This is a genomic window from Klebsiella sp. CN_Kp100, from assembly GCF_040065315.1.
Lineage (GTDB): Bacteria > Pseudomonadota > Gammaproteobacteria > Enterobacterales > Enterobacteriaceae > Klebsiella > Klebsiella oxytoca.
This window is the reverse complement of sequence record NZ_JBEAIJ010000037.1, coordinates 139,538-166,211: the sequence shown is the minus strand read 5'-3', so window position 1 is coordinate 166,211 and position 26,674 is coordinate 139,538. Positions and strand designations below refer to the sequence as shown.

General features: G+C 51.7%; 22 protein-coding genes and 4 tRNA genes. 11 read left to right on the top strand and 15 right to left on the bottom strand.

What is annotated here, in order from left to right; genetic code table 11:
* Positions 1–2: 2 nt before the first annotated feature.
* Positions 3–78: transfer RNA gene (locus ABLV12_RS14575), tRNA-Val, on the bottom strand.
* 259 nt (positions 79–337) lie between these two features.
* Between ABLV12_RS14575 and gltX the strand changes: the two genes are divergently transcribed.
* Positions 338–1,756: a glutamate--tRNA ligase gene (gene gltX / locus ABLV12_RS14570; protein ID WP_004104317.1), complete on the top strand. Its 1,419-nt coding sequence runs from the start codon at positions 338–340 to the stop codon at positions 1,754–1,756.
* A 60-nt stretch (positions 1,757–1,816) separates the two neighbouring features.
* Here gltX and ABLV12_RS14565 read toward each other — a convergent pair whose 3' ends face one another.
* Together ABLV12_RS14565 and ABLV12_RS14560 are read right to left on the bottom strand one after the other, a co-directional pair.
* Positions 1,817–2,209 carry a YfeC-like transcriptional regulator gene (locus tag ABLV12_RS14565; protein ID WP_004104316.1) on the bottom strand — a complete coding sequence of 131 codons (393 nt, stop codon included), beginning with the start codon at positions 2,207–2,209 and terminating at the stop codon, positions 1,817–1,819.
* A gap of 4 nt (positions 2,210–2,213) precedes the next feature.
* Complete coding sequence (locus ABLV12_RS14560) at positions 2,214–2,567, bottom strand: YfeC-like transcriptional regulator (protein ID WP_004104315.1); 354 nt, start codon at positions 2,565–2,567, stop codon at positions 2,214–2,216.
* 219 nt (positions 2,568–2,786) lie between these two features.
* Here ABLV12_RS14560 and ABLV12_RS14555 point away from each other — a divergent pair.
* From ABLV12_RS14555 to ABLV12_RS14545, 3 genes are all read left to right on the top strand, one after another.
* A tRNA-Ala gene (locus ABLV12_RS14555) sits at positions 2,787–2,862 on the top strand.
* Between the two features lie 41 nt (positions 2,863–2,903).
* Positions 2,904–2,979: transfer RNA gene (locus tag ABLV12_RS14550), tRNA-Ala, on the top strand.
* Positions 2,980–3,176: 197 nt separating this feature from the next.
* Positions 3,177–5,357: an EAL domain-containing protein gene (locus ABLV12_RS14545; protein WP_160886094.1), complete on the top strand. Its 2,181-nt coding sequence runs from the start codon at positions 3,177–3,179 to the stop codon at positions 5,355–5,357.
* 42 nt (positions 5,358–5,399) lie between these two features.
* Here ABLV12_RS14545 and ABLV12_RS14540 read toward each other — a convergent pair whose 3' ends face one another.
* Positions 5,400–6,602: a NupC/NupG family nucleoside CNT transporter gene (locus ABLV12_RS14540; RefSeq protein ID WP_023329888.1), complete on the bottom strand. Its 1,203-nt coding sequence runs from the start codon at positions 6,600–6,602 to the stop codon at positions 5,400–5,402.
* A gap of 346 nt (positions 6,603–6,948) precedes the next feature.
* On the opposite strand from ABLV12_RS14540, the gene ABLV12_RS14535 reads away from it, so the two are divergent.
* Positions 6,949–8,184 carry an Nramp family divalent metal transporter gene (locus tag ABLV12_RS14535; protein WP_004114311.1) on the top strand — a complete coding sequence of 412 codons (1,236 nt, stop codon included), beginning with the start codon at positions 6,949–6,951 and terminating at the stop codon, positions 8,182–8,184.
* 42 nt (positions 8,185–8,226) lie between these two features.
* Here the strand turns inward: ABLV12_RS14535 and ABLV12_RS14530 are convergent, their stop codons facing one another.
* On the bottom strand, positions 8,227–8,574 hold the full coding sequence (locus ABLV12_RS14530) for a DUF2502 domain-containing protein (protein WP_004104306.1): 348 nt from the start codon (positions 8,572–8,574) through the stop codon (positions 8,227–8,229).
* 130 nt (positions 8,575–8,704) lie between these two features.
* Entirely contained in the window at positions 8,705–9,697 is a 993-nt protein-coding gene (gene mgrA / locus ABLV12_RS14525; RefSeq protein WP_348867125.1) for an L-glyceraldehyde 3-phosphate reductase, read from the bottom strand.
* Positions 9,698–9,873: 176 nt separating this feature from the next.
* Between mgrA and ABLV12_RS14520 the strand changes: the two genes are divergently transcribed.
* Positions 9,874–11,535 carry a thiamine pyrophosphate-binding protein gene (locus tag ABLV12_RS14520; protein WP_016809330.1) on the top strand — a complete coding sequence of 554 codons (1,662 nt, stop codon included), beginning with the start codon at positions 9,874–9,876 and terminating at the stop codon, positions 11,533–11,535.
* On the opposite strand, the gene ABLV12_RS14515 is transcribed toward ABLV12_RS14520, so the two are convergent.
* Positions 11,532–12,767, bottom strand: a complete 1,236-nt coding sequence (locus tag ABLV12_RS14515; protein ID WP_142448110.1) for an ion channel protein — start codon at positions 12,765–12,767, stop codon at positions 11,532–11,534. The genes ABLV12_RS14520 and ABLV12_RS14515 overlap by 4 nt on opposite strands.
* A gap of 263 nt (positions 12,768–13,030) precedes the next feature.
* Between ABLV12_RS14515 and glk the strand changes: the two genes are divergently transcribed.
* Entirely contained in the window at positions 13,031–13,996 is a 966-nt protein-coding gene (gene glk, locus ABLV12_RS14510; protein WP_160886088.1) for a glucokinase, read from the top strand.
* A gap of 43 nt (positions 13,997–14,039) precedes the next feature.
* On the opposite strand, the gene ABLV12_RS14505 is transcribed toward glk, so the two are convergent.
* Together ABLV12_RS14505 and ABLV12_RS14500 are read right to left on the bottom strand one after the other, a co-directional pair.
* The gene (locus ABLV12_RS14505) at positions 14,040–14,777 is read right to left on the bottom strand and encodes a LytTR family DNA-binding domain-containing protein (RefSeq protein ID WP_023321391.1); all 738 of its coding nucleotides are present in this window, start codon (positions 14,775–14,777) and stop codon (positions 14,040–14,042) included.
* Between the two features lie 11 nt (positions 14,778–14,788).
* Positions 14,789–16,468: a sensor histidine kinase gene (locus ABLV12_RS14500; RefSeq protein WP_160886158.1), complete on the bottom strand. Its 1,680-nt coding sequence runs from the start codon at positions 16,466–16,468 to the stop codon at positions 14,789–14,791.
* Between the two features lie 397 nt (positions 16,469–16,865).
* Here ABLV12_RS14500 and alaC point away from each other — a divergent pair, with 397 nt between their 5' ends.
* The gene (alaC, locus tag ABLV12_RS14495) at positions 16,866–18,104 is read left to right on the top strand and encodes an alanine transaminase (protein WP_004104296.1); all 1,239 of its coding nucleotides are present in this window, start codon (positions 16,866–16,868) and stop codon (positions 18,102–18,104) included.
* 41 nt (positions 18,105–18,145) lie between these two features.
* Here alaC and ypdK read toward each other — a convergent pair whose 3' ends face one another.
* Both ypdK and ABLV12_RS14485 read right to left on the bottom strand, forming a co-directional pair.
* Complete coding sequence (gene ypdK / locus ABLV12_RS14490; RefSeq protein WP_077777854.1) at positions 18,146–18,217, bottom strand: membrane protein YpdK; 72 nt, start codon at positions 18,215–18,217, stop codon at positions 18,146–18,148.
* A 366-nt stretch (positions 18,218–18,583) separates the two neighbouring features.
* Positions 18,584–19,771: a cyanate transporter gene (locus tag ABLV12_RS14485; RefSeq protein WP_335270124.1), complete on the bottom strand. Its 1,188-nt coding sequence runs from the start codon at positions 19,769–19,771 to the stop codon at positions 18,584–18,586.
* Between the two features lie 166 nt (positions 19,772–19,937).
* Between ABLV12_RS14485 and cynR the strand changes: the two genes are divergently transcribed.
* Positions 19,938–20,843, top strand: coding sequence for a transcriptional regulator CynR (cynR, locus tag ABLV12_RS14480; RefSeq protein WP_348867124.1), 906 nt, complete (start codon positions 19,938–19,940; stop codon positions 20,841–20,843).
* 204 nt (positions 20,844–21,047) lie between these two features.
* On the opposite strand, the gene ABLV12_RS14475 is transcribed toward cynR, so the two are convergent.
* The 3 genes from ABLV12_RS14475 to ABLV12_RS14465 form a co-directional block, all read right to left on the bottom strand.
* Positions 21,048–21,917, bottom strand: a complete 870-nt coding sequence (locus tag ABLV12_RS14475; protein ID WP_004114296.1) for a hypothetical protein — start codon at positions 21,915–21,917, stop codon at positions 21,048–21,050.
* Between the two features lie 487 nt (positions 21,918–22,404).
* Positions 22,405–22,476 (bottom strand) — tRNA-Arg (locus tag ABLV12_RS14470).
* Between the two features lie 74 nt (positions 22,477–22,550).
* On the bottom strand, positions 22,551–23,447 hold the full coding sequence (locus ABLV12_RS14465; RefSeq protein ID WP_348867123.1) for a formate/nitrite transporter family protein: 897 nt from the start codon (positions 23,445–23,447) through the stop codon (positions 22,551–22,553).
* Between the two features lie 258 nt (positions 23,448–23,705).
* Here ABLV12_RS14465 and mlaA point away from each other — a divergent pair, with 258 nt between their 5' ends.
* The gene (gene mlaA / locus ABLV12_RS14460) at positions 23,706–24,467 is read left to right on the top strand and encodes a phospholipid-binding lipoprotein MlaA (RefSeq protein WP_004104189.1); all 762 of its coding nucleotides are present in this window, start codon (positions 23,706–23,708) and stop codon (positions 24,465–24,467) included.
* A 62-nt stretch (positions 24,468–24,529) separates the two neighbouring features.
* Here mlaA and fadL read toward each other — a convergent pair whose 3' ends face one another.
* On the bottom strand, positions 24,530–25,894 hold the full coding sequence (gene fadL, locus ABLV12_RS14455; protein WP_004104187.1) for a long-chain fatty acid transporter FadL: 1,365 nt from the start codon (positions 25,892–25,894) through the stop codon (positions 24,530–24,532).
* Between the two features lie 371 nt (positions 25,895–26,265).
* Between fadL and ABLV12_RS14450 the strand changes: the two genes are divergently transcribed.
* On the top strand, positions 26,266–26,550 hold the full coding sequence (locus ABLV12_RS14450; protein WP_004114294.1) for a YfcZ/YiiS family protein: 285 nt from the start codon (positions 26,266–26,268) through the stop codon (positions 26,548–26,550).
* Positions 26,551–26,674 lie beyond the last annotated feature (124 nt).

Here is a 26,674-nt window from a genome sequence, read left to right as displayed (position 1 = left end):
AGTGGTGGGTGATGACGGGATCGAACCGCCGACCCCCTCCTTGTAAGGGAGGTGCTCTCCCAGCTGAGCTAATCACCCCCGCTGTGTGGAGTCGCATTATAGGGAGAGTTGAAAATGAGTCAACGCCTTTTCTAAATAATTTGTTTGTTCGTCGTAAAATTAAACAAAACGATCGCAATGTCATCTATGACGCATGATTTATAAACAAAAAGGGTAAAGCGTGACGTTGAAACGGTAACAACATTGAGGAATCAGCCCACGGTGTTAGAATATTCCTCCATAAAATCCAACGAACACTGCCGCGTGTCGGCACCTTTATCAAACGTAAGGCCACTTCATGAAAATCAAAACTCGCTTCGCGCCCAGCCCGACAGGCTATCTGCACGTTGGCGGCGCGCGTACTGCTCTCTATTCCTGGCTTTTTGCACGTAACCACGGCGGTGAGTTTGTGCTGCGTATTGAAGATACCGATCTTGAGCGCTCCACGCCGGAGGCCATTGAAGCCATCATGGATGGTATGAACTGGCTGAGCCTGGAATGGGATGAGGGTCCGTACTTCCAGACCAAGCGTTTTGATCGCTATAACGCCGTCATTGATGAAATGCTGGAGGCGGGCACGGCCTATAAATGCTATTGCTCTAAAGAGCGTCTGGAAGCGCTGCGTGAAGAACAAATGGCAAAAGGCGAAAAGCCGCGTTATGACGGTCGCTGCCGCCATGGTCACGAACATCATGCTGATGATGAACCTTGCGTTGTTCGTTTTGCCAACCCGGAAGAGGGGTCCGTTGTTTTTGACGACCAGATCCGCGGTCCGATCGAATTCAGCAACCATGAGCTGGACGATCTGATTATTCGCCGTACCGATGGTTCTCCAACCTATAACTTCTGCGTCGTGGTTGACGACTGGGATATGGAAATCACCCACGTTATTCGTGGTGAAGACCATATCAACAATACACCGCGCCAGATTAACATCCTGAAAGCGCTGAATGCGCCTGTGCCGGTTTACGCCCACGTTTCGATGATTAACGGCGATGACGGTAAAAAATTATCCAAGCGTCACGGCGCGGTCAGCGTTATGCAGTATCGCGACGACGGCTACCTGCCGGAAGCGCTGCTGAACTATCTGGTGCGTCTGGGATGGTCCAGCGGCGACCAGGAGATTTTCTCTCGCGAAGAGATGATTAAGCTGTTTAGCCTGGGAGCGGTGAGCAAATCTGCGAGCGCGTTCAACACCGAAAAACTGCAGTGGCTGAACCATCACTATATCAACTCGCTGGCCCCGGAATATGTGGCAACGCATTTACAGTGGCACATTGAGCAGGAAAATATCGACACCCGTAACGGCCCGCAGCTGGCTGAGCTGGTTAAGCTGCTGGGCGAACGCTGCAAAACGCTGAAAGAGATGGCGGCGAGCTGCCGTTATTTCTATGAAGATTTTGCCGAGTTTGATGCCGATGCGGCGAAAAAGCACCTGCGCCCTGTTGCTCGTCAGCCGCTGGAAGTGGTACGCGATAAATTAGCCGCTATCAGTGACTGGACTGCGGAAAATGTTCATCACGCGATTCAGGCGACGGCTGATGAACTGGAAGTCGGGATGGGCAAAGTCGGGATGCCGCTGCGAGTTGCCGTAACCGGCGCAGGCCAGTCTCCGGCGCTTGATGTGACCGTGCATGCAATTGGCAAATCCCGTAGCGTAGAACGTATCAATAAGGCGCTGGCCTTTATTGCTGAACGCGAAAGCCAACAATCCTGATACTTGAAACAGACATTGCAAAACGGCGGGGATAGCTAACCCCGCCGTTTTTTTTGCCTGCTACTTTGCATCAGTAATACCAAGCCGGGAGAGAAATCCGCTAATCCCCTCGCGCGCAAGAAGATCGCGCAGGTGTAACTGTTCGGTCGGGGTCATCAGGTGCATGGTTTCGACAATCTGCCGCCATATGGCGTCAGCATCATTCACAAAGTATTTGACGGGCTGTTCAGCCAGCTGATTATCTATCGCCAGATGCCGTAGCGCCGGAATATTGGCGAGGAAATCGATAACCGGCCTGTCGATGACGATAAGACGAGCGCGCCCCCCTTTGACTCCGGGTATCGGTTCCGTCCGCCATTTTTGTTCTCTGGCCCAGCGGTTTATGGTTTGTCGGGCGAGGTTAAGACTCTCGGCGAGCTCCGCTGGCGTCATTTTATCTTTAAGTTTCATCATGCTTTCACCGATCGCGGATACCCAGTCGGTTGAGTAATCCTGTGATCCCTTCACGCAACAGCAGCGACATCAGCAACTTTTGCTCACCCGGCGTCATCTCTTTGCACAGCGTAAGAAGCAGAGATTCCAGTTCGTTATCCGTTGCGGAGTAGGGGACCGGGTTTTCGGCCACGCGCTGCGCGCTGCGTATGAATTCGCGAACCTGCTCATTGACATGTACGAGGCGCGCTTTACCGCCCTGAACGCCGGGGCGCGGGGAGGTTTGCCACCCCTCTTTACGTACCCATTTGTTTATGGTTTGCCGACTGAAGCCAGTCAGATGCGCTATTTCTTCAGGTGTCATTCGTTCCTTGAGCATACTATTTCCTGAGTAAATATGTGGGAATTAGTTGCACATGTTATAGCATCCTTTTACAGGAAAGAGTGACATGTTTAGCTTCTGGCTGCGATAAGGCTCGCAATGTCAGCCGTTTGCCTGCTTTTTCAGCGATCAAATTGCGGGGATTCATTTTGCCGTTGACACCTGACGAAGGAATTCATATTATGCCGCCCGTCAACACGACACGCTTTACGTTACGGGGCTATAGCTCAGCTGGGAGAGCGCTTGCATGGCATGCAAGAGGTCAGCGGTTCGATCCCGCTTAGCTCCACCAAATCCTGCACCCAGCAGATTTGGTTCGTAAAGAGGTCCTGTGGGGCTATAGCTCAGCTGGGAGAGCGCTTGCATGGCATGCAAGAGGTCAGCGGTTCGATCCCGCTTAGCTCCACCAAATTCCGAACCCTCGCTGCGGCGGGGGTTTTTGTTTTTATCAGGGAAATGTAAAGTACTTTCTGAATAAGTCAGTAAATCTCCGCGTTAAGTAATTTCAGATTTTTTCACTATTTAAAATCTTGCCTGCCTTTATTAAGCAACATAATATTTGCTGCCTAAATATATTTGTTGCCGCAGGAGTTTTAATTAACAATAATGATTGATCATTTTAACATTAAGATCAAAAAAACTCTGCTGGCGCTCCTGGTCTGCTTTATCGCAATTCCGCTGTCCCGATTTATTTCTCCTCAAACTATTATTGACGGAAATCAAATTTATCTGGCATGGCTGCCGTTGAGCTTAATGTATGCTGTGCTTTTTATTTTTGGCCGCTATGCCGTTGCTCCATTGGTAATCGCGTTTGCGATTACCAATGCCTGGATAATCGATCTGACCTTCACTCAGGCGGTCATCCTGCTTTTTTGCCAGCTCTTCTCGGTATTCCTCTCCTGCGCTATTGTCCGTTATCAGCTTGGAAGGCGCTGGCGCGCCGGGCTGACGGCGAAACATATGGGCGTGAGGGTTTTCTGGGGCGGTTTCTTCGCGCCAATTCTGCTCAAGATCACAATGTATCTGGCGGGGCGCTTCTTTTCGTTTCCGCTGGCGATTTCCAGCTATTTCGGCAATATGTCGGTTATCTACACCGTTATCGATATACAGAGCCTGATTAGCGCTGCGTTAATTTTTACGACCTTCTTTTATTATCCGTTGCGGATGATTATCAGTCCGCGATATGCGCGAGTATTCTGGCGCAATCTTTGTCATTCATGGCAAGTGCGCGAGCAGCGAGTATTTACGCTGTACTGGTTTGTAGTGCTGGCGGCAATATTACTGGTGCTATGTACGCCTTATGATTCTGTTTTTATTGCTGGTTATTTAGTTCCTCTTATTTTCATTTTGTACTTTATTGGTATTAGTCGTCTGGCGCATACGCTGATTCGCATTTCGTGGTCCGTTTCAGCATTTTTACTCGTGGCCTATAACCAGAATTTTTTGCATGGGGTACAAACTGAATATTCCCTGTCATTTGTGCTTTCGGTGCTAATTTGTTTCACTATCTGTCTGTTTTATATGGCGGATATCTACGCGCGCAGTGAAAGAATGAAGTTCAGATGGCGAGACCAGGCGGAAGAAGATCCGCTAACCGGTTTGCCCAATTTGCGTGCGCTGGAGAGTCATCTGCAGCGTAACCCCGCGGTTGCTATAAGCAGCCTGCGAATACAGAATCTGGATTTCCTTAGCCGCCATTACGGCATGATGATGAGGGTTGAGAGCAAACGGCAAATCGCCTGTAAGCTACAGCCGCTATTGTCTCAGGGAGAGCGGATTTTTCAGCTTCCCGGCAGCGAGCTATTGCTGGTGCTAAACGGCCCTGAACCTGAGGCGCGTTTAAATCATATCGTTTCCACGCTTAACCATAAGAAGTTCAGCTGGAACAACCAGACGTTGGATCTCGAGTTTGGCGCATCGTGGGGAGGCTATAGCGGTACCGAATCGGATATTCACCCGATGCTTGGTCAGCTTAGCTGGCTATCGGAGCAGGCCGGCGCGGCTCGTCGCGTGTTAGCGCTTGACGCCGCTCAGGAACAGATTTCCGATCAAACAAGCGAACAGGTCCGGCTGCTGGCGCAGATTAAGCAGGCGCTTAACGAGCGCGGTCTGGTACTGTATGCCCAGCCCATCCGCGATGCCGCAGGAAAGGGATACTACGAAGTTCTTTGCCGTATGCGCTGCGGTAATAACATCATTACGCCCGATAAGTTTATTCCGCCGATCGCGCAGTTTAATCTGAGCCAGCGCTTTGATATGCAGGTACTGGAAACGCTGTTCAGCTCGCTCAGGCACCATCAAGGGCAGCACTTCTCCGTGAATCTGCTGCCCTATACGCTGATGCAAAAGGATAGCGCGACGCAAATTATCTCGCTTTTTAAACGCTATAACCTGTCGGCGGAGGCGATAACGATTGAAGTCACCGAAGAGCAGGCGTTTTCCGATGTGGAAACCAGTATGTATAACATACAGCAGCTGCGAGAATTCGGCTGCGCTATCGCTATCGATGATTTTGGCACCGGCTACGCTAACTATGAGCGGCTGAAAAGCCTGCAGGCCGATATTTTAAAAATTGACGGTTGCTTCGTGCGGGATATCGAAACCGATCCGCTGGACGCCATTATGGTCAAATCGATTATCGAAATGGCTAAGGTTAAAAAGATGAAGGTGGTGGCGGAATACGTTGAAACGCCGGAGCAGCGGGAAAAACTTCTTCAGCTAGGGGTCGATTACCTCCAGGGGTATCTGGTAGGTAAACCGCAGCCGCTGAGCGAGCTGCGGACGTAAAAAAGCCGGGACTTGCCCGGCTTTCTCTCTAGCGAAGAGGGATTACAGTACCAGCGCGGCGATAGACGCAGAAAGCACGCTCACCAGAGTGGAACCGTAAACCAGCTTCAGGCCGAAGCGAGAAACCACGTTACCTTGCTCTTCGTTCAGGCCTTTAATTGCGCCAGCGATAATGCCGATAGATGAGAAGTTAGCGAAGGAGACCAGGAAGATAGAGATGATACCTTCCGCACGCGGTGAGAGCGTGGCGGCCACTTTCTGCAGATCCATCATGGCGACGAATTCGTTAGAAACCAGCTTGGTTGCCATAATACTACCTACCTGCAGCGCTTCGCCTGCCGGTACGCCCATGATCCACGCCACCGGATAGAAGATATAGCCGAGGATCCCCTGGAAGGAGATGCTATAGCCAAACCAGCCGGTAACGGTGGCGAACAGGGCGTTCAGCGCGGAGATCAGGGCAATAAAGCCAATCAGCATGGCGGCCACGATAATCGCCACCTTAAAGCCCGCCAGGATATATTCACCCAGCATTTCGAAGAAGCTTTGGCCTTCATGCAGATTAGACATCTGCAGATTTTCTTCGCTTTCGTCAACGCGATACGGGTTAATCAGCGACAGAACGATAAAGGTACTGAACATGTTGAGTACCAGCGCCGCAACAACGTATTTCGGCTGCAGCATGGTCATGTACGCACCTACGATTGACATGGATACCGTAGACATCGCGGTCGCAGCCATGGTGTACATGCGGTTGCGGGACATTTTGCCAAGAATATCTTTATACGCGATGAAGTTTTCAGACTGACCCAGAATCAGCGAGCTGACTGCGTTAAAGGATTCCAGCTTGCCCATACCGTTGATTTTGGACAGTACGGTTCCGATCGCGCGAATGACGATAGGCAGAATACGAATATGCTGCAAAATACCAATCAGCGCGGAAATGAAGACGATAGGGCACAGAACTTTCAGGAAGAAGAAAGCCAGGCCTTTGTCGTTCATGTTGCCGAAGACAAAGTTTGTCCCTTCATTGGCAAAGCCGAGGAGTTTTTCGAACATCTCGGAGAAGCCCTTCACAAAACCCAGACCAATGTCAGAGTTCAGGAAGAACCAGGCCAGCAGCACTTCAATGACAAGCAGCTGAATGACATAACGAATACGAATCTGCTTACGGTTGTGGCTGACCAACAGGGCCAGAATAGCCACCACTACGATCGCGAGAATAAAGTGCAAGACGCGGTCCATATTTGCTCCAAATATGAGGCAGGTTAAATTTCTGTGCACATTCTATGTAACAAGCGCAAAGAAAACGAGAGCCAGCACACACTATTGCAAGGATATGTGACTAATGGCAAAAATAGTGATCAACCATGCATTTTTGTTATGTTACGTAAAAGTTTTAAAAGTTGCGCTGTTGTACTATTCTGATGACTGATTAAGAGAATTTATCAGTTCCCCGGTTTTAAGTTACTGACCTGCTATCGTTCCCCCCTATCACAGCAATCATTATCATCGCTCCAAATGAACTTGATAATCATTCGCATTTTGATAGCATGAAACATAGCAAAGGCTATATTTCCAGAGGCAGAAAATGACAAACAGTCGCGTTGAGAATAGCAGCGGTCGCGCAGCGCGCAAGATTAAGCTCGCCCTGATGGGGCCTGCGTTCATTGCTGCCATTGGCTATATCGATCCGGGTAATTTCGCCACTAACATCCAGGCCGGTGCCAGCTTTGGCTACCAACTGCTATGGGTGGTCGTGTGGGCAAACCTGATGGCGATGCTGATTCAGGTGATGTCGGCGAAGCTGGGTATTGCTACCGGTAAAAATCTGGCAGAGCAAATTCGCGACCACTACCCGCGTCCGGTGGTGTGGTTTTACTGGGTGCAGGCGGAAATTATCGCTATGGCGACCGACCTTGCAGAGTTTATTGGCGCAGCCATTGGATTTAAGCTGGTGCTCGGCGTGTCATTGCTGCAGGGCGCGGTATTGACGGGGATCGCGACGTTCCTGATCCTGATGCTACAGCGCCGCGGACAAAAACCGCTGGAAAAAGTCATCGGCGGACTGCTGCTGTTTGTTGCGGCGGCTTATGTCGTTGAACTTATCTTCTCCCAGCCGGCGCTGGCGCCGCTGGCGAAAGGCATGCTCGTACCGTCTCTGCCAACCAGCGAAGCGGTATTCCTTGCCGCCGGGGTATTGGGGGCGACCATCATGCCGCATGTTATCTATTTACACTCATCGCTCACTCAGCACCTGCACGGGGGGACGCGCAAAGAGCGCTATAACGCCACGCGCTGGGATGTTGCCATCGCTATGACCATCGCAGGTTTTGTTAACCTGGCCATGATGGCGACCGCCGCCGCGGCCTTCCATTTCAATGGTCACACCGGCGTTGCCGATCTCGATCAGGCCTATCTGACGCTGGAGCCGTTGTTGAGCCACGCGGCAGCCACCATCTTTGGGCTGAGCCTGGTCGCCGCCGGTTTATCCTCCACGGTTGTAGGCACCCTGGCGGGGCAGGTCGTAATGCAGGGTTTTATTCGCTTTCATATCCCGCTGTGGTTTCGCCGGGCCATTACCATGCTGCCTTCATTCATTGTGATTTTGATGGGGCTTGATCCGACGCGTATTCTGGTGATGAGCCAGGTCTTGCTGAGCTTCGGTATCGCCCTGGCGCTGGTGCCGCTGCTCATCTTTACCAGCAATGCGCGGCTGATGGGGGATCTGGTTAATTCCCGGTGGGTGAAAGTGCTGGGGTGGGCGATTGTCGCGGTGGTTGTGGTGCTCAACGGCTGGCTGATTGTTGGAACGCTGGTCGGTTAAGCAGGTAATTAAAAAAGGGAGCCGGATGGCTCCCTTTTGCGATTAATGATGCCCGTGACCATGGCCGCGGCCGCCATGGCCTCGTCCCCAGCCGCCGCGTCGGTCGTCGCGATCTTTCCAGCCTTCGCGATAGCCGCGTTCGTAGGCTTTACCTTTATCCCAGCCGCGATGCCAGCCGTTATCGTGACGACGCCAGCGGTTATCGCGCCATTCATAGTGTTTACGCCAGTAATCACGGTCGCGCCAGCCGCCACCGTCCCAGTAGTTACCATAATTGTCGCGATCGCCAATTTGTAATTTTATTGATGGCAACAGGGTGATTTCACCAGCGTTAGCGACCAATGGCGCTGAAGCCAGAAGCACTGCAGCCAAAATCAGTGACCTGAACATACTCTTCTCCTTCACGATCGGGGCCGTTGTCGGCCTGTTAACCCGATATTACGGGGCAGTAAAGCCCCGTCGCATCGGAGGAACTCCTAAATCGCCAGTGAGAGCACTTTTTGCTAAAGTAAAAATGAATTTACACCGCAAGGATTGCGTCAATCGTTGCCTGTTCTTCGGCGGTGAAACGGCGGTTTTCCAGCATGCCAATCGCATCGTCGAGCTGCGTGGTTTTGCTGGCACCAATCAATACCGAAGTCACTTTCTCGTCGCGCAGCACCCAGGCCAGGGCCATCTGCGAGAGCTTCTGCCCGCGGGCTTCGGCCACTGCGTCAAGTTGACGAATCTTTTCCAGTTTGCTTTCGGTAAGCTGATCCGGTTGCAGGAATTGACTGCCGCTGGCGGCGCGGGAATCCGCCGGAATGCCGTGCAGATAACGGTTAGTTAACTGGCCGCCGGCAAGCGGTGAAAACGCTATACTTCCCACCCCTGCGCTCTGCAGGAAATCGAGTAAACCCTCCTCGACCCAGCGTTCGAACATGGAATATTTAGGCTGATGAATCAGACACGGTGTGCCCAGCTCGTTAAGAATATTGACGGCTTCCCGGGCCTGTTCGAGAGGATAATTCGATAATCCAACGTACAGGGCCTTCCCCTGGCGGACGAGATGGTCCAGCGCGCGCATGGTTTCCTGCAGCGGCGTTTCAGGATCGGGACGGTGGTGGTAGAAAATATCGACATAGTCGAGGCCCATTCGTTTAAGGCTTTGGTCGAGGCTGGCAATCAGATATTTGCGTGAGCCCCAGTCGCCATAGGGGCCGTCCCACATGGTGTAACCGGCTTTACTGGAGATAATCAGTTCATCGCGATAGGGCAAGAAGTCCTCTTTCAGGATGCGACCAAAATTGCTCTCCGCGGAACCCGGCGGTGGCCCGTAGTTGTTGGCCAGGTCGAAATGGGTGATGCCGAGATCGAATGCGTGACGCAGAAGCTGACGGCTGGTTTCCACCCGCGTTTCGTCGCCGAAATTATGCCAAAACCCAAGAGAAATTGCCGGTAGCTTTAGCCCGCTATGACCGCAACGGCGGTATTCCATCGTTTGATATCGCGTGGTGTTTGCCTGGTAAACCATACTTCCTCCGCACTTAAAACAGGGTTGTGTATACGTTTACACTAAAGAATGTTTGCCGGCGAGTATACTCCCGGAACGCGTAAATTTTGCTTTCCACCGTCTTTGTTGAGTGCAATCTGGACAGCGCAACTGCTTATTCAATACTCAACTTACCTGCACGAGAGGAGAGTAAGGATATGCAACCGACTTATACCATTGGCGATTATCTGCTGGATCGTCTCGTAGATTGCGGCATAGACCGCTTGTTTGGCGTACCTGGTGATTACAATTTACAGTTTCTCGATAGCGTTATTGCGCAGCAGAATTTAGGGTGGGTAGGTTGCGCTAACGAGCTCAACGCGGCCTACGCCGCTGATGGCTATGCGCGTATCAAAGGCGCAGGCGCGCTGTTGACCACCTACGGCGTCGGCGAACTGAGCGCGCTTAACGGTATTGCCGGCAGCTACGCCGAACATGTTCCGGTTCTGCATATTGTCGGCGCCCCCTCAACCGGCGCGCAGCAGCGCGGCGAGCTGCTGCACCATACGCTGGGCGACGGTGATTTCAGCCACTTCTCGCGCATGAGCGAGCAGATTACCTGTTCTCAGGCGGTACTGGCGGCGGGAAATGCCTGCCATGAAATTGACCGCGTACTCAGCGAGATGCTCACCCATCATCGCCCCGGTTATTTGATGCTGCCTGCCGATGTGGCGAAGGCAAAAGCGACACCCCCTGCACATCCTTTGCTTATTCCGAATCTGCCTGCCGATGAGAACCAGCTGGCGGGATTCCGAGAGCACGCGGAGCGGATGCTCAGAAGTCGTCGTCGCGTATCGCTGCTGGCTGATTTTCTTGCTCAGCGCTATGGGCTACAAAATGTTCTCAGAAAATGGGTCGCCAGCGTGCCCGTCTCCTGCGCCACGATGTTAATGGGCAAAGGGCTTTTTGATGAGCAACAAAGCGGTTTTGTTGGCACTTACAGCGGGATTGCGAGCGCAGAGGAAACCCGCGAGGCCATTGAAAACGCTGACACCATTATTTGTATCGGCACCCGTTTTACCGACACCATTACCGCGGGCTTTACCCAGCATCTGCCGCAGGAAAAAACGATTGAAATCCAGCCGTTTGCCGTTCGGGTAGGCGACCATTGGTTCAGCCGGGTTCCGATGGATAAGGCGCTCGAAATAGTCATTGAGCTCTCCGCAAGTCTGGCGGGGGAATGGGTGCCGCCGAATATTCAGGCGCCCGGGGTGAGCGGCGCGCCTGAAGGAAGCCTGACGCAGAAAAACTTCTGGAGTACGGTGCAGGAACAGCTCCGCCCGGGAGACATTATTCTTGCCGATCAGGGAACCGCGGCTTTTGGCGCCGCCGCGCTTAAGCTGCCCACTGACGCAACGCTGATTGTCCAGCCGCTATGGGGATCGATAGGTTTCACCCTTCCGGCAGCCTACGGGGCGCAAATAGCAGCGGCGGACAGAAGGGTCGTGCTGATTGTCGGCGATGGCGCAGCGCAGTTAACTATTCAGGAACTGGGATCGATGCTCAGGGATAAGCAACGTCCGCTGATTCTGTTGCTCAATAACGAAGGCTATACGGTGGAGCGCGCGATTCACGGCCCCGAGCAGCGGTATAACGATATTGCGCTCTGGGACTGGAATCGTCTGCCTGATGCTTTTGCTCCCGATGTCCCGTCCCGATGCTGGCGCGTGACTCGCACGCATGAGCTGAGAGAAGCGATGAACAGCAGCGTCGCCTCAGACAGACTGACGCTGGTAGAGGTGATGCTGCCCAAAATGGATATCCCCGACTTTCTGCGCACGGTCACTCAGGCGCTGGAAGAGAGGAACAGTCGCGTTTAATCGCTATGCTTTCTGGCAATCATCAACGGCTTTCCGGCCAGCAGCAGCCAGGCCGGAAGCATAACAATGCACAGTAGCGGCAGTAGCGTGGTATCCGACACGACCACTGCCGCCATAAACAGGCTCAGCCAGCCATCACGCGTCACTACCAGCGTCAGGCCGAGGATAGCGCAGGAAACCGTGATGGCTGCCGGCACGGCGGGAACGTGTGCATGCAGCATCAGACCGAGCGCGACGCCGACGAACACGGCAGGAAAAATACGCCCGCCGCGAAAACCGCAGGCGGCGGCAAGTATCAGCGCCGCAAGCTTGATCACGGCAATAAGCAGGTAATCATTGGCGCCAAGCGTCAGGCTTACCGGCAACTGCTGCATCTCATCAAGGCCTTTAAATAGCGTGATATGCCCGCCGATGACGCCCAGAATCCCTAATAAAAACCCGCCGACGCCCAGCGTAAGCACAGGATTTTTCAGACGATGCATCAGCGTGTGTAGACGCGGCAGGCACCAGACGGCGACCATGCCAACGGCAATCGCGATAAGCGTCACGATGGCGCCGCTAATAATGTCGACGAAGCGCAGCTCCGACAGATAAGGCAGCGGTAGCGAAAAATGGGGGTGAAAAAACAGGCTGGTGGTCAGGGAACCCGCTGCCGCCGCAAGCAGCGGAGCAAATAGCTTGTCCCACAGGGGAACATCGTTGCTGCCGTTCAGCGTTTGCGAAAATATCAACGCCGCCGCGACCGGAGTGCCGAATAGCGCGCCGATGGTGCCGGAGGCGGCGAGAATCGTCCAGTCCAGAGGGGTAATGCGTGGAAACAGGCGACTGCCCACCGCAGCCGCCAGGGCGATATTCACGACCATAATAGGATGTTCCGGCCCCAGGCTAACGCCGCCCGCCAGACCCACTATCAGCGCCGCAAGCAGACCCGGCAGCGCGCTGGTGCTGACCGGTGCGCCTATCAGCGACTCTGTTGCCGGGTCCGGTCCCGCGTGCCCGGGACTAAAGCGCACGATCAGCCCAACGGCGATGCCGGTTCCGGTAAGAATAGCTATCGTCCACAAAGGGCCATCGGCATTGATGCCTACGCTCGCAGGCAGGCTGGTCCACAGGATATTTTGCAAAACGGCGGCTATTTTCATCGCCACGATTAAAACCAGACTGCAAGCAATACCAATGACGACTGCGGGTATCGATAATAGGAGCATGGTTCTGGCGCGTGGGTGCAGCATGAAAAATATCCTTCTGAGTATCCTGGGCACTAATTTGCATGGACTCGTAAAGAGCGTCGACGCAAATGGTGCTGAAACGATAAAGTAATGATGCAACCTGAAAATTGTAAGCGCCAGGATGCTCAATTTTTCATGAATTTCAGTTCAATTGTGACGCAGATCGCTAAACCAGGGGCGCTTATGCGTTGGTCGTTGTTGTTAGCGCTTCATGAATTTAGAGTGTGCCAAAAGAATTATTTTGACTTTAGCGGAGCCGTAACGGAATGACAAAATTTGCTTTAGTAGGGGACGTAGGCGGAACGAATGCTCGTCTGGCGTTGTGCGATCTGGCAAGCGGGGAGATCTCCCGTGCAAAGACCTATTCCGGGCTCGATTATCCCAGTCTTGAAGCTGTTGTTCAGGTCTATCTGGAAGAGCATAACGTCAAGGTTGAGGACGGCTGTATAGCCATCGCCTGTCCCGTTACCGGCGATTGGGTGGCGATGACCAACCACACCTGGGCATTTTCTATCGCCGAGATGAAAAAAAATCTGGGGTTCTCGCATCTGGAAATCATTAATGATTTCACGGCGGTGTCGATGGCGATCCCGATGTTGAAAGCCGAACATCTGATTCAGTTTGGCGGCGCGAAGCCGATTGAAGGCAAGCCGATAGCCGTCTATGGCGCAGGTACCGGGTTGGGCGTTGCTCATCTGGTTCATGTCGATAAGCGCTGGGTGAGCCTGCCGGGAGAGGGCGGGCACGTGGATTTTGCGCCTAACAGCGAAGAGGAAGGCATTATTCTGGAAGAGCTGCGTACCGAGCTGGGTCACGTCTCCGCCGAGCGCGTACTTTCAGGGCCCGGACTGGTGAACCTTTATCATGCGATCGTTAAATCTGACGGGCGTCTGCCGGAAAATCTGCAGCCTAAGGATGTGACTGAACGTGCGCTGGCCGATACCTGCATCGATTGCCGTCGCGCGCTATCGCTATTTTGCGTCATTATGGGCCGTTTTGGCGGTAACCTGGCGCTGACGCTCGGTACTTTTGGCGGCGTGTATATCGCTGGCGGCATTGTGCCGCGCTTCCTCGATTTCTTTAAAGCTTCAGGTTTTCGCGGCGGTTTTGAAGATAAAGGTCGGTTTAAAGCCTTCGTGCAGGATATCCCGGTCTATCTGATCGTCCACGACAATCCGGGGCTACTGGGATCCGGAGCCCACCTGCGTCAGACTCTGGGACAGGTTCTTTAATCCTGACGTTAACCCGGATAAATCGCTTATCCGGGTAACTTTCCTACAGATGCATGAGCTGGCGAAACTCTTTGACCTTGCTGCGGCTGACCGGAACCTGGAACTCCAGATCGCGAAGCCGCAGAATATAGGTGTTGTTAAACCAGGGTTCGATTTCGCGAATTTTGTTCAGGTTGACGCAGTACGAGCGGTGACAGCGGAAAAAGTGCGCCGTCGGTAGCTTGTTGCAGAACTCCGTAATATTCATCGGCATCACAAATGACTCTCTTCGGGTATAAACAAAAGTCATCTTTTCATGCGCTTCCGCATAGTAAATATCGTGGATGCTGGTGACGATAATCCGCTCATCTTTAATCAGGTTAATGGTGTCATTTTCCCTGGCCGGATTAGGCATCGCACCGGCGCTCGGCTGCTGCTGTTGCTGCCAGGCGCTGGTCAGCTTTTGCAGCATATTGATGATGCGCGACTCCTGATAGGGCTTCAGGATGTAATCAAAGGCTTCCAGCTCAAAGGCTTCCACCGCATGTTCTTTCCACGCGGTAATAAATACGATAAAGGGCTTATGCGCGAACTGGCTGATATTTTGCGCCAGTAGTACGCCATCCAGCGAAGGAATATTGATGTCGAGAAAAATGGCGTCGACTTTGTTGTGTTGTAAAAACTTCAGTACGTCCAGCCCGTCGTCAAAGGTGCCGACAATCTCCATCTCGCTATGGGTGTTAATCAACCAGGTGAGCTCTTGCTGCGCGAGGAACTCATCTTCAACAATGATGACTTTCATTTTATCTCCGCTCATGACAGCAGCGACTCCCTGGCCGCCTGGGGCGCGTGCTGGTGAGGCACATAGAAGGCGATTTCGGTCCCTGGCGTCAGGCGTCGGATATGCAGGCCTTCGCCGTACAGCAGCTTGACCCGATGATGAACATTGAGCAGGCCAATTTTATTTCCCGGCATTTCGTTAGCCTCGACTCTCGCCACTACCGCAGGGTCAATACCGTTCCCCGTATCGCGAACGCTAATTCGTACCCGATTTCCGCACTCATTAATGCCGATGGTCACCACCCCTTTACCTTTACAAGGCTGAATCCCGTGGACAATCGCATTCTCCACCAGCGGCTGAATAAGCAGGCTGGGGATCATAAAGCTGACTTCATCATCAATATCATAAATCACCGTCAGCTTGTCGCCGAAGCGAGCCTGTTCAATGGCGATGTAATCCTTGATTTGATACAGCTCCCTTTTGATGTCTATTTGTTCATCATCTTTTAATTCAATGTTGTAGCGGAGATAGCGCGACAGATTAAAAATTAACTGGCGCGCGGTGTCCGGATTCATGCGAATCGACGACGAAATCGCGTTCAGGGCATTGAATAAAAAGTGGGGGTTAATTTTGCTTTGCAGTGCGCGCAGTTCGGCTTTATTAGCCATTTCACGAAGCTGCTCTGCGCGGGAGACCTCCAGCTGAGTCGAGATGATTTGCGACAGGCCAATCGCCATTTCCTGTAGCGATGAGGTTATGCGGTGAGCGTGGCAATAATAGATTTTTAACGTACCGGTGACGATGCCTTTTTCCCATAGCGGAATGACCAGCATAGAGTGTATTTCCGGCGTCCGATGAGCTTCGTCATTGTTTTTAATAATGATTTTTCCATAGCGAATCGCCTGTTGCGTTGTCGGGCTGATAAAGTCGTCGTTATCCCGGTAGTTGATTTCCCCGACGCCGACGTAGGCCATCACATGTTGAGTATTGGTAATGGCGACGGCATCGGCATTAATATCGCGGCGGATAATATCGCATACCTGACGCAGGGACTCGCTATTGACGTGGCGAAACAAGGGGAGCGTTTTGTTAGCGATGTCGAGCGCCAGTTTCGCCTGACGCGCGGCGCTGGCCTCCTTTTCCCCTTCAACGCTCTGCACCAGCAAAACGATAAAACCGATGCATACGCTGCCAAGGATCATCGGAATACCGATTTTTGACACGATATCTATCCCCAGCGAGAACGATGGAGCCCACGCCACCACGAGTATCATGGTTAAGGTTTCGCACAGCATCCCGGCGAGGATCCCCGCTTTCCAGCGCTGCGCTTTAGGGACTTTACGACTGATTAACCCGGAGAGTAGACCGGCGACAATGCTGGTGATAAAGCAGGGGATGGCGGTGACGCCATCAATATCGATTAGATAGCGATGTACGCCGGCAATGACGCCCACTATCGCGCCTACCCAGGGGCCGAAGAGGATCCCGCCGGACATGACTGCGATAATACGCACGTTGACCAGTGAACCTTCGACCGGTACGCCGGACCAGGTACTGAAAAGGGCAAACAGGGAGAAAATGGCGGTAATGGCCAGCAGCTCTTTTGGCGTGTGCGCGGATTTATGCAGAAGTTCACGAAACAGGCGCAGGCGAATGAGAAAAAAGAGACAAATCAGCATTAATGCCGCGCGGTCAAAAACCGCCAGCAGCATAGTAAATATTTCGTGCATGTGTGCGCCGTGTTAATCGCGAGAAAGCAATATGATAGAAAACCTCGTCGCAGAAGACCAGCCGAAGAGAGGAATGAGGAAAAGTCACACAAATAAAAGGGGATTAATGACGATGCGCTGAGTTTCAATAGCGTCTGCGCAGGCGGTGCTTTTTGCGTAAAGTTAAAGATATCAAAATGTTAAATTTAATGAAGAGTATGATATCCAGGATGCTTCTTTCTGCCGTATTTAGCTGAAATGATGCCCGTTTTCAGCGTGAAAAATTTTTTTTAATCCACCTCTCGACAAGAAGAAAATATTCGGGTTATTTTCTAAACGTGCTGCGGTTGCAGCCGCGTCGCTCGGACGGTCCGGGCGCTAACGTTAATCCGAGGAATCTATGGCTGAATTCAGTCCTGAACGCCGTTTTACGCGTATCGATCGTCTCCCCCCGTACGTTTTTAATATTACTGCCGAACTCAAAATGGCTGCGCGACGCCGCGGCGAAGATATTATTGACTTCAGCATGGGTAACCCCGATGGCGCGACGCCGCCGCATATCGTTGAAAAGCTATGTACCGTTGCCCAGCGCCCCGATACGCACGGTTATTCCACCTCTCGCGGCATCCCGCGACTGCGCCGGGCGATTTCTCGCTGGTATCAGGATCGCTATGACGTAGAGATCGATCCGGAATCAGAAGCGATTGTGACCATCGGTTCAAAGGAGGGGCTGGCGCATCTGATGCTGGCGACGCTTGACCATGGCGACACCGTGCTGGTGCCGAATCCCAGCTATCCAATTCATATTTACGGTGCGGTGATTGCCGGAGCTCAGGTTCGTTCAGTTCCCCTCGTTGAAGGCGTGGATTTTTTTAACGAGCTTGAGCGCGCTATTCGTGAGAGCTATCCGAAGCCGAAAATGATGATCCTCGGTTTTCCATCCAATCCGACAGCGCAGTGCGTTGAACTGGAGTTCTTCGAGAAAGTCGTCGCGCTGGCGAAGCGTTATGACGTACTTGTCGTGCACGATTTGGCCTACGCCGATATTGTGTATGACGGTTGGAAAGCGCCTTCTATTATGCAGGTTCCCGGCGCGCGCGATGTGGCCGTCGAATTCTTTACGCTCTCAAAAAGCTACAATATGGCAGGCTGGCGTATTGGCTTTATGGTGGGTAACAAAACGTTGGTTAATGCGCTGGCGCGCATTAAAAGCTACCACGATTACGGCACTTTCACTCCTCTGCAGGTTGCGGCTATTGCTGCGCTTGAAGGCGATCAGCAGTGCGTTCGCGACATCGCCGAACAGTACAAACGCCGCCGGGACGTGCTGGTGAAAGGGTTACATGAGGCGGGCTGGATGGTGGAGTGCCCGAAGGCCTCGATGTACGTATGGGCTAAGATCCCTGAGCAGTACGCGGCCATGGGGTCCCTGGAGTTTGCTAAAAAGCTGCTGCAGGATGCTAAAGTCTGCGTTTCACCCGGCATCGGTTTTGGTGATTACGGTGATACTCACGTACGCTTCGCTTTAATCGAAAACCGCGATCGTATCCGCCAGGCCGTACGCGGTATTAAATCAATGTTCCGCGCCGACGGGCTGCTTCCGGCAGCGGCTAAGTTAACCAGCGAAAGCAACGAATAAAAAAAGGAGCCGAGAGGCTCCTTTTTTTAACACCGTTAAAGCTAGATCATCAGGGCGAAAGTACCGGCCCAAACGATGACCATAAAAGAAATGCCCATTAAGAAATATTTCACGACTCATCACTCCGCGCTCTCGGCGAGACGCCTTACATGAATTTGCTCTTCATTGCCTGCTCAGTTATCGCTAACTAAAACGACACTTTTTTAGCCGGCGGTAGCTGTAAATTCTGAGCGTAAACGGCTCCAGATGGCGCTAATGTACGCCTAAAAAATGAGGGAAACAAGAGCCATTTTTTTATTAATTTTTAGTTACTTACGAGTGTCGTGATTCGGCGACACATTAATTTCATTCGGTATTAAATTTCATTCTGGCGACGGTCGTTAACAATGGTTTTTGTAGGGATATAGTTACTTGATTTTGGGCTTTTTTCTGCCTGAATACGGGATGGGGTAACCATCCCGTAAGAGGATTAGACGGGTTTAGCTAGTGGCTGAGTTCTGATGTTGCCACTCTTGCGGATAGCGTGCCGGGGCAAAACGCAATGTGAGGAGCATTAACGCCAGGACGCAGGCGGCGTGAAACATCCAGCCCGGAAGGAAATTGCCGTTTAAGCTCCGCAGCAGCCCTGAAAGCCAGGGGGAAATACCTGCAATAATAAAGCCCACTCCTTGCATAAAGGCCACCAGGCGACCCGCGATAGCGGGGTGCTTCGCGTGATCGAGCGCCAGTACCAGGCAGAGCGGAAACGCGCCGCCAAGTCCAATACCGCAGCAGATAGCCCAGGCAAGCGGTAGCTGCTGCGGTAGCCAGATAAAGCCGCAGAAGCCGATGAGCTGCAGCGCCAGCGCCAGCATCAGAAGCTTTCGCCGATCTTCATGCCTGGCCAGAACAGGCAGAAGTAGCGCTCCGCCAGTCTGGCCGACGGTCATTAACGCCAAAAGGGTACCGCTAAACTGCGCGCTATAGCCTGACTGCATATAGTAGGGTGGCAGCCAGGCGATCAAACTGGCGTAACCGCCGTTTATCAAACCAAAATAGAGGCTAAGTATCCACGCTCGACGATGGCGAAAAACAGAGAGCTGTATTGTCGATGGCGTCTGGACAGGTAACGTTCTGCTTAGCGGCCACCAGCAAAGGAGCGCTGTCGCTGCGGGTAGCGCCCACCACGCAAGCGCGTGATACCAGATAGCGCTGTGCTGCGCCAGCCACGGCGTAAATGCGGCTCCCAGACCGCCACCGCCCATCAGCGCCGCTGACCAGAGTCCCATCACCTGAGGCGTCCGACGATGAAACAGGCGTTTTATTACCGCAGGAATGAGCGCCTGGATAATACCAATGCCGATCCCGCCAAGAAGCGCGCTGCTGAGTAATAGCGCGCTCTGCGGCGCCAGTTCGCGAAGTAAAGCTCCGGCGGCGATGATTAACAGACTGAAGGCGATACTTTGACGTTCGCTGAATCGGCTGTTAATCCAGCCGCCGGCAAGCGCCAGCAGACCCATCGCGATCACCGGGAGCGCAGTGAGCAGGGAGGCAAGCGTGAAGCTCATACCACTTGCCTGCTGTATCTGGGGAAGGAGCGGGCCTGGCGATGTCAGCAGCGGACGCATATTCATTCCGATAAGCACCAACACCAGCAGCATGGCGCCGTTACGTTGCGTCTGATTCATTGCCGGGTGACCGTGGCGTGTTGAGCGCTGAAGTAAGGATGGGGGGAATTCATTGCGATCTCCTGGGGCTATCAGTCAAAAGGCGCAGGGAGAGTACGCCTGTTGTTTGATAAGTTAAAATACTTATTTATGATTGAGTTCATTTGAATTGCTTATGAGTGAATTCATGTTGCTGCGACATCTCAATTACTTCATTGCCGTTGCTGAACAAGGTAGTTTTACACGGGCCGCAGCGATACTGCATATTTCGCAGCCGGCTTTATCGCAACAGATTCGCCAGCTGGAGGAGTCTCTGGGCGTACGGCTTTTTGATCGCAGCGGGCGTCATACTTGTCTGACGGATGCCGGGAAGGTGTGGTTGACGTACGCGCACAGGGCGCGGCAGGAGCTCGCTGAGGGGCAGCGTGCGCTTCATGATGTGGAGGACCTGCAGCGCGGTTCGCTACGTATTGCGATGATGCCTACCTTTACGACTTACTTTGTGGGGCCGCTGGTGGCTTCGTTCTATCAACGTTACCCAAATATTACGCTGGATTTGCAAGAGATGACCCAGGAGCGAATGGAGACCATGTTGCTCAATGATGAGCTCGAAATCGGCATTGCTTTTGAAGGCAACGATGCGCGAGATATTGTTTATCAGCCGCTGCTTTCGGAAACCCTGGCGCTGGTGGTAGGCCGGCGTCACCCTCTGGCGACGGCCGAACGCGTCAAGCTGGCTGCGCTCAGTCAGGAATCTCTGATTCTGCTCAGTCGCGCTTTCGCGACTCGCCAGCAAATCGAACGTTACTGCCGGCAGCGTGATATTCAACCGAAAGTTCAGATGGAGGCTAACTCGATTAGCGCTCTCCTGGCCGTGGTAGAACGCACATCGCTGGCAACCCTGCTTCCGGCGTCCATTATTCTGGCGCGTGACGATCTCACTGCCATTGAACTCACCCCACCGTTACTCGCGAGAACCGCATGTCTGCTACAGCGAAAGGGCGCCTGGCAAAGCGCCGCGGCCCGCGAATTTATACTGATGGCGCATCGGGCTGCGATGAAGATCAGTGAAGGTCTTACAGATACTGAATAAGCGAGCTTTGTTGTTATGTTGATTTATGTTTATATGAAATGACTTATTAGCAGACTGGTAATTCATAAAGTATGGTCTTATTATGAAGTCAGGTTCATATCTGAAATTATATTGAAGGCCATTTGACGTTTAAAACTGAGGTATGCGCCACCGCTTCATGGCGCCAGAAAGGGTTTTTATTCTAATGTTTAAATTCACGGTTAGTCATTTGAGCGTGTATTCTGATGCCGGGAGATTAATGCTGCCGTAGCTGGAGACCACGCCTTCTGCCCTTAGTCTATCCATTGCGATATTGAATATTTTATTTTTATTGTTTTCCGTTGCGTTTAGAATATTATCACCAAAGTGTGGGTTGGCTTGAATGATGTGATTGATGAATTCAATGAGCAGTTTATTTTGAAGAATAATTGAGGGATTATGCACCTCTTTATCCTCAATTATATTTAGCGGTTTTTCTGCAAATTCCAGAGGGCGGCTGCTGATGGTATGCTCATAAATTTTCTCAATCGCCTGATTAGTGATGTAAAGCTTATTCATCGTGATGGTTGGCTTCTCATCCTCATCGGGGGTGAAGTGACAGAAGAGGACGTTTCTTGCCGGTGAAATTATGCTGATCCGCTGTTCAGTAATGATGCTATCGGGGTTTTCTAGTACTTCCGTTAAATTCCTCGTGTGGCTGTACCACAGGCCAGATACGGAAACCCGGAGTTTTAACTGGGTAACAGGCGTTCCATATTGGGCATCCAGGTTCGGTTCACTTTCATTGAATCTAAAAATTTTGTTTATTTTGGAGTGAGGGGACCACGATCTTTCGCTTCTGCTCAATTCATCAATATTTGATGTGTTAAAAAAATAGGGTTTGTTGCCGCCCTGCTGATGGCGGATAGCACTCTTTAACGTTCCGTTGGTTCTGCCTAATTTGATACAAAGGCTTATTGCACCAATATCATGCCAATGAAGCAGATCTTCTAATTCACAATTTAATAATTTTTGAGCGCGAGAGATTGAACAATATTCCAGTGGCGGAAGGTTGTTGAGTTTCCATATGTTCCGTTCTTTTCTTTCCATGGTCATTATTATCTTATGAAAAATAGGTTGGCTTTTGAGTTTCTTAAGCTGAATTTTGTCTACGTATTGATGATTGTATGATGTTTAATTCATGCTAAATAATTTATCAGAGATGATGTTGTATATCAATTGTTGAATCGGGTCAGACCGTTATCTGTCGTGCAGTCTATCACTTTTTCTGCAGTAATTAAATATATCGCTAATAGAAAATTATAATTGATAGCTATTATTACAGGGAATGATCTGCATTTAATTATTTATGTAGTGAATTAAATCCGGAGGTGTATACGACGTTAATGACAATACGGGATCGTGTGCTTTAGCTGGAGGTGGGAGTTCTCAGAACGTAAACTGTTCGATAAACGCCGGTTAACGAGCGTAGCTGGAAGGTTGAACAGCGGGCTGCCATCGCTTGCATCAGGCCTGCAACACGAAAATATCTCTAAAGGTGGCGGGGTGTCAGGCAGGGATTTCCCGATGTAACAAGGCAGATTGTCCCCTGCAGGAATCGAACCTGCAACTAGCCCTTAGGAGGGGCTCGTTATATCCATTTAACTAAGGGGACATGGCGCCGGGATTATAGCGTTATTTTCGGCGCACGTTAAGCTTGCGCGGCCCAACTGCTTAATCTATAGCCATTTAGCGCTTTTTTCTCTCTTCAGCCGCACGGGCGTTCTTCTCGTGGCTCATATCATTACGGATCTGAGCATGGCTTAATAACGCGAAAATAAAGGTCCCACCGCAGATGTTTCCGGCAAGGGTCGGGAGCGCGAACGGCCAGATGAATTCCTGCCACGGCAGCGTGCCGTTGAACACCAGGTAGAAAATCTCGACGCTGCCCACCACAATATGCGTAGTGTCCGCCAGGGCGATAAGCCAGGTCATCAGGATGATGACGATAATTTTCGCGGAGCCTGCGGCGGGAAACATCCACACCATGGTTGCGACCAGCCAACCGGAGATAATCGCATTGGCAAACATCTCCAGCGGAGGGTTTTGCATCACCTTCAGGCTGATTTTAAGAAAGGCTTCGCGAGTCGGTTCATCGAACACGGGCATGACATCGAACGCCCATGCTGCGATAGCGGTTCCAATTAAGTTACCCGCCAGTACAACACCCCATAAACGTAACAGCAGGCCGATATTGCTGAGCGTGGGTTTATGCATAATCGGCAGGACGGCGGTGACGGTATTCTCGGTGAACAGCTGTTGCCGAGCGAGAATGACGATAACAAAGCCAAAGGTGTAGCCGAGATTTTCCAGCAAAAAACCGCCGGGCAGCTCGCTGAGATGGACATGGAATATGCCTTTGGCAACCAGCGAAGCCCCCATTGAGAGTCCTGCTGCAATCGCTGACCAGAGGAGCGCCATGGCATCGCGCTCAAGCTCTTTCTCTCCTTCCTGGCGAATCACTTCATGCGTAGCCATCGCCTGTGAAGGCAGGCGTTCTTCATCCACCTCAATTTCTTCACCATTCTGTTTTTCTTCACTTTCAACCTCAACATCTTCACTATCATGGTGAGTTTGCGGCTTCATAACTTTTCCTCAACGGCTGGTCTTTATTATAATCGTAGAGCGGTTTCGGTTATTTGGAGTGGATAAGCTCCTAAATTCTTTGTAATGACAAGATTAGCAATACGGAAATTGCAAAATGTGTATAGAATCGGGGGCATCAACAACAATGCCAAAAAAGGCTATGCTGAAAGCAGGCACATGCTTACGGGCGATATCTTAATGGAGGCGGCTGTCCTCGGATAACCCCCAGCGATAGCTAAAATTAACAGGGAGATACCTATGAATTTTCGCCTGTCGGCGCTTGCGCTTGGCGCCACATTGCTGGTGGGGTGCGCCAGTTCTGGTTCTGGCGATCTACCGCAGGGGCGTTCAGATCCGCTTGAAGGTTTTAACCGAACCATGTTCAACTTCAACTACAATGTTGTCGATCCTTATGTTCTTCGGCCTGTTGCCGTGGCGTGGCGAGATTATGTTCCGCAGCCGGCGCGTAATGGTCTGAGCAATTTTACCAGCAACCTTGAAGAACCTGCGGTAATGGTGAACTCCTTCCTGAAGGGCGATCCCTATAAAGGTATGGTGCACTTTACGCGTTTCTTCCTGAACACACTCCTCGGGATGGGTGGGCTGGTTGATGTAGCGGGAATGGCGAATCCAAAACTGCAGCGCGTTGAGCCTGCTCGCTTCGGTAGCACCCTGGGTCACTATGGTGTGGGATACGGCCCCTATGTGCAGTTGCCTTTCTACGGCAGCTTTACGCTGCGTGATGAAGGCGGTGATATGGCTGATGACTTGTATCCGGTTCTTTCCTGGCTGACATGGCCGATGTCTATTGGTAAATGGATGGTAGAGGGAGTCGAAACCCGCGCGCAGCTGCTGGATTCCGATGGCTTGCTCCGTCAGTCCTCCGATCCGTATATCCTGATGCGTGAAGCTTACTTCCAGCGTCATGATTTTATCGCCAACGGCGGTAAACTTTCTCCGAATGAGAACCCCAACGCTCAGGCGATTGAAGGCGATCTCAAAGATATCGATTCACAGTAACCGTCGGGTTGAAAGTAAAAAGGGTGAACATGATGTTCACCCTTTTTTGTTGCTGCTGTTGATTAGAAACGGTAGTTAAAGTTTGCGCCGTACAGCCAGGCTTTACCTTCTGATTTAAAGGTATACGGCCCTTCTGTAAATTCGACGTGCTGACCGTGCATATAGGACACACCGACGTCGACGGAAGCATCTTTATTAAAGGCGTAAGTCGTACCGGCGCTGAGCCACAGGCGATCCTGATCCGGGATAGAGATAGAACGATTGGAAGCCGGAACCGGGCTATCATCAAAGGCGATACCGGTACGGAAGGTCCAGTTATCGTCATGGTAATAGGTGGTACCCAGAGCGATACGATAGGAATCTTTAAAACCTTCATCTTTATAGAACAGCGTTTCGCCGCCGCTGGTTTTGGTGGCTTTCAGCTCCTGGAACTGGCTCCAGCTGGTATAAGCCAGGCTGTAGTGAACGGCCCATTTTGGCGCTACGCGGTTATAACCTGAGATTTCCCACATTTCGGGCAGATTCAACGTCAGAGAACCGCCGATTGTCGAACCACCTGTGCCGTAAGGCAGTCCCAGACCGAGGGCAGAGTTAATAGGGTTGAGGGATGACGGCAGACTGCTCTTATAATCTCCGTCAAAATCAACTTTGACCTCAGAGCGGTAGGTTAAGCCGTAGCGGTTGTTTTTATCGACTTCATATAAAATGCCCGCATTCCAGCCGAAGCCCCACTCATCACCCTTCAGACGAGCGATTTGCGTATCGCGGCTGATACCGCCAGCCTGTTGACCAATTGCCGCGGCCTGGGCCGGAGAGAGTTTGCCGGCTTTCACCATTCCCGGTAGCTGCGCGCCGATAATATCCGGTAAATCGCCCGCGTAGCGCTCTAGTTTAGCTCTGGCATAGACGGCGTCAAAGCCTAAACCAAAGCTCCAGTGATCGTTGAGACGATAGGCGCCGCTCAGATTGAGGTTGAGGGTTTCGAGGTCGGTTGTACCGCCCATTGAGCCCGCGGCAAAATCATTGTTGAACTCGGTGGCTAAACCATAGTTAGACGTCAGAGAAGCCCCCCAGCCAAACTGGTCGTTAATCGGCGCCACAAAGTGCAGATTGGGTACCCATGCGGTTGGCGCGATATTGTCCTGGCTGGCGTCATTACCGATAACTGAACTGCCGGTGACGTTGACATCAGGATCGACAAAAATAGCGCCGCCCGAGAAAGTCGGACGGTCGAACATCATAATCAATGCCGGGTTACGGCTGACGTTTCCAGCATCGTCAGCAATAGCTCCTTCACCTGAATAGGCGCGACCAAGGCCCGATGAAGAGAATTCGTTTAACTGAAAGCCTGCCGACCAGGCCTGGCTTGAAACAAGTGCTACAGCCACTGCAAGGGCAGATTGGGTAAGGCGGGTTTTCTGGCTCATGCCCATAACCTCATAGAGTTATTTTTATTTAAACAATGTTACATGCTGTAACAGGAGCGCGAAGTGTAGGGTCTGCTTTACGACAGAGAAATCAGACCAGTGCGCTGAGTATAGGTCTGACCAGATGACATGTTGCAAGTTTGTTTATAAGTTTTTTCAATTGTGATCTAAGAAACGCGATCCAGTTGGCAAATTTGCCGGGGTACCCGCAATCCAAAGCAGGCACTTTTTGTTTTGGATCATTTTTAAGTGTGATTTCGGTCACTTATCTCCTTTGTCGCCATTAACGACTGGAGGCAGGCATGCCCCGGGCGTAAAATAAGCACATTATTTGTCTGGCACCTTGAGTGCATATACAGAGGAAATCTACGATGAGTAAATGCAGTGCTGATGAAACCCCGGTTTGCTGCTGTATGGATGTTGGTACCATCATGGACAACACCGATTGCACCGCATCTTATAGCCGCGTGTTTGCGAACCGCGCCGAAGCGGAAGAAATGCTTGCCGCATTGAGTGAAAGAGCGCGTAATGTTGAATCGGAGCCGTGCAAAATCACCCCGACCTTTACTGAAGTTGATGGCGGCGTGAAGCTGGATATCGATTTCGTGTTCAGCTGCGAAGCTGAAACCCTGATTTTCCAGCTCGGCCTGCGTTAATCCCTTCCCAAACGCTCCTCCTCGCAGGGGCGTTATCTTTTCTAATCAATGTGTTTTGGCTCGCACTTTTTCTGTTCCCCGATTGGCTTAATGTAAAATATTAGTTAAAACTGTTATCAGGTCA

Bases quoted from the DNA above. Each gene is read 5' to 3' on its own strand.
- gltX (WP_004104317.1), top strand. From the start codon at position 338: ATGAAAATCAAAACTCGCTTCGCGCCCAGCCCGACAGGCTATCTGCAC.
- ABLV12_RS14565 (WP_004104316.1), bottom strand. From the start codon at position 2,209: ATGATGAAACTTAAAGATAAAATGACGCCAGCGGAGCTCGCCGAGAGT.
- ABLV12_RS14560 (WP_004104315.1), bottom strand. From the start codon at position 2,567: ATGCTCAAGGAACGAATGACACCTGAAGAAATAGCGCATCTGACTGGC.
- ABLV12_RS14545 (WP_160886094.1), top strand. From the start codon at position 3,177: ATGATTGATCATTTTAACATTAAGATCAAAAAAACTCTGCTGGCGCTC.
- ABLV12_RS14540 (WP_023329888.1), bottom strand. From the start codon at position 6,602: ATGGACCGCGTCTTGCACTTTATTCTCGCGATCGTAGTGGTGGCTATT.
- ABLV12_RS14535 (WP_004114311.1), top strand. From the start codon at position 6,949: ATGACAAACAGTCGCGTTGAGAATAGCAGCGGTCGCGCAGCGCGCAAG.
- ABLV12_RS14530 (WP_004104306.1), bottom strand. From the start codon at position 8,574: ATGTTCAGGTCACTGATTTTGGCTGCAGTGCTTCTGGCTTCAGCGCCA.
- mgrA (WP_348867125.1), bottom strand. From the start codon at position 9,697: ATGGTTTACCAGGCAAACACCACGCGATATCAAACGATGGAATACCGC.
- ABLV12_RS14520 (WP_016809330.1), top strand. From the start codon at position 9,874: ATGCAACCGACTTATACCATTGGCGATTATCTGCTGGATCGTCTCGTA.
- ABLV12_RS14515 (WP_142448110.1), bottom strand. From the start codon at position 12,767: ATGCTGCACCCACGCGCCAGAACCATGCTCCTATTATCGATACCCGCA.
- glk (WP_160886088.1), top strand. From the start codon at position 13,031: ATGACAAAATTTGCTTTAGTAGGGGACGTAGGCGGAACGAATGCTCGT.
- ABLV12_RS14505 (WP_023321391.1), bottom strand. From the start codon at position 14,777: ATGAAAGTCATCATTGTTGAAGATGAGTTCCTCGCGCAGCAAGAGCTC.
- ABLV12_RS14500 (WP_160886158.1), bottom strand. From the start codon at position 16,468: ATGCTGCTGGCGGTTTTTGACCGCGCGGCATTAATGCTGATTTGTCTC.
- alaC (WP_004104296.1), top strand. From the start codon at position 16,866: ATGGCTGAATTCAGTCCTGAACGCCGTTTTACGCGTATCGATCGTCTC.
- ABLV12_RS14485 (WP_335270124.1), bottom strand. From the start codon at position 19,771: ATGAATCAGACGCAACGTAACGGCGCCATGCTGCTGGTGTTGGTGCTT.
- cynR (WP_348867124.1), top strand. From the start codon at position 19,938: ATGTTGCTGCGACATCTCAATTACTTCATTGCCGTTGCTGAACAAGGT.
- ABLV12_RS14475 (WP_004114296.1), bottom strand. From the start codon at position 21,917: ATGACCATGGAAAGAAAAGAACGGAACATATGGAAACTCAACAACCTT.
- ABLV12_RS14465 (WP_348867123.1), bottom strand. From the start codon at position 23,447: ATGAAGCCGCAAACTCACCATGATAGTGAAGATGTTGAGGTTGAAAGT.
- mlaA (WP_004104189.1), top strand. From the start codon at position 23,706: ATGAATTTTCGCCTGTCGGCGCTTGCGCTTGGCGCCACATTGCTGGTG.
- fadL (WP_004104187.1), bottom strand. From the start codon at position 25,894: ATGAGCCAGAAAACCCGCCTTACCCAATCTGCCCTTGCAGTGGCTGTA.
- ABLV12_RS14450 (WP_004114294.1), top strand. From the start codon at position 26,266: ATGAGTAAATGCAGTGCTGATGAAACCCCGGTTTGCTGCTGTATGGAT.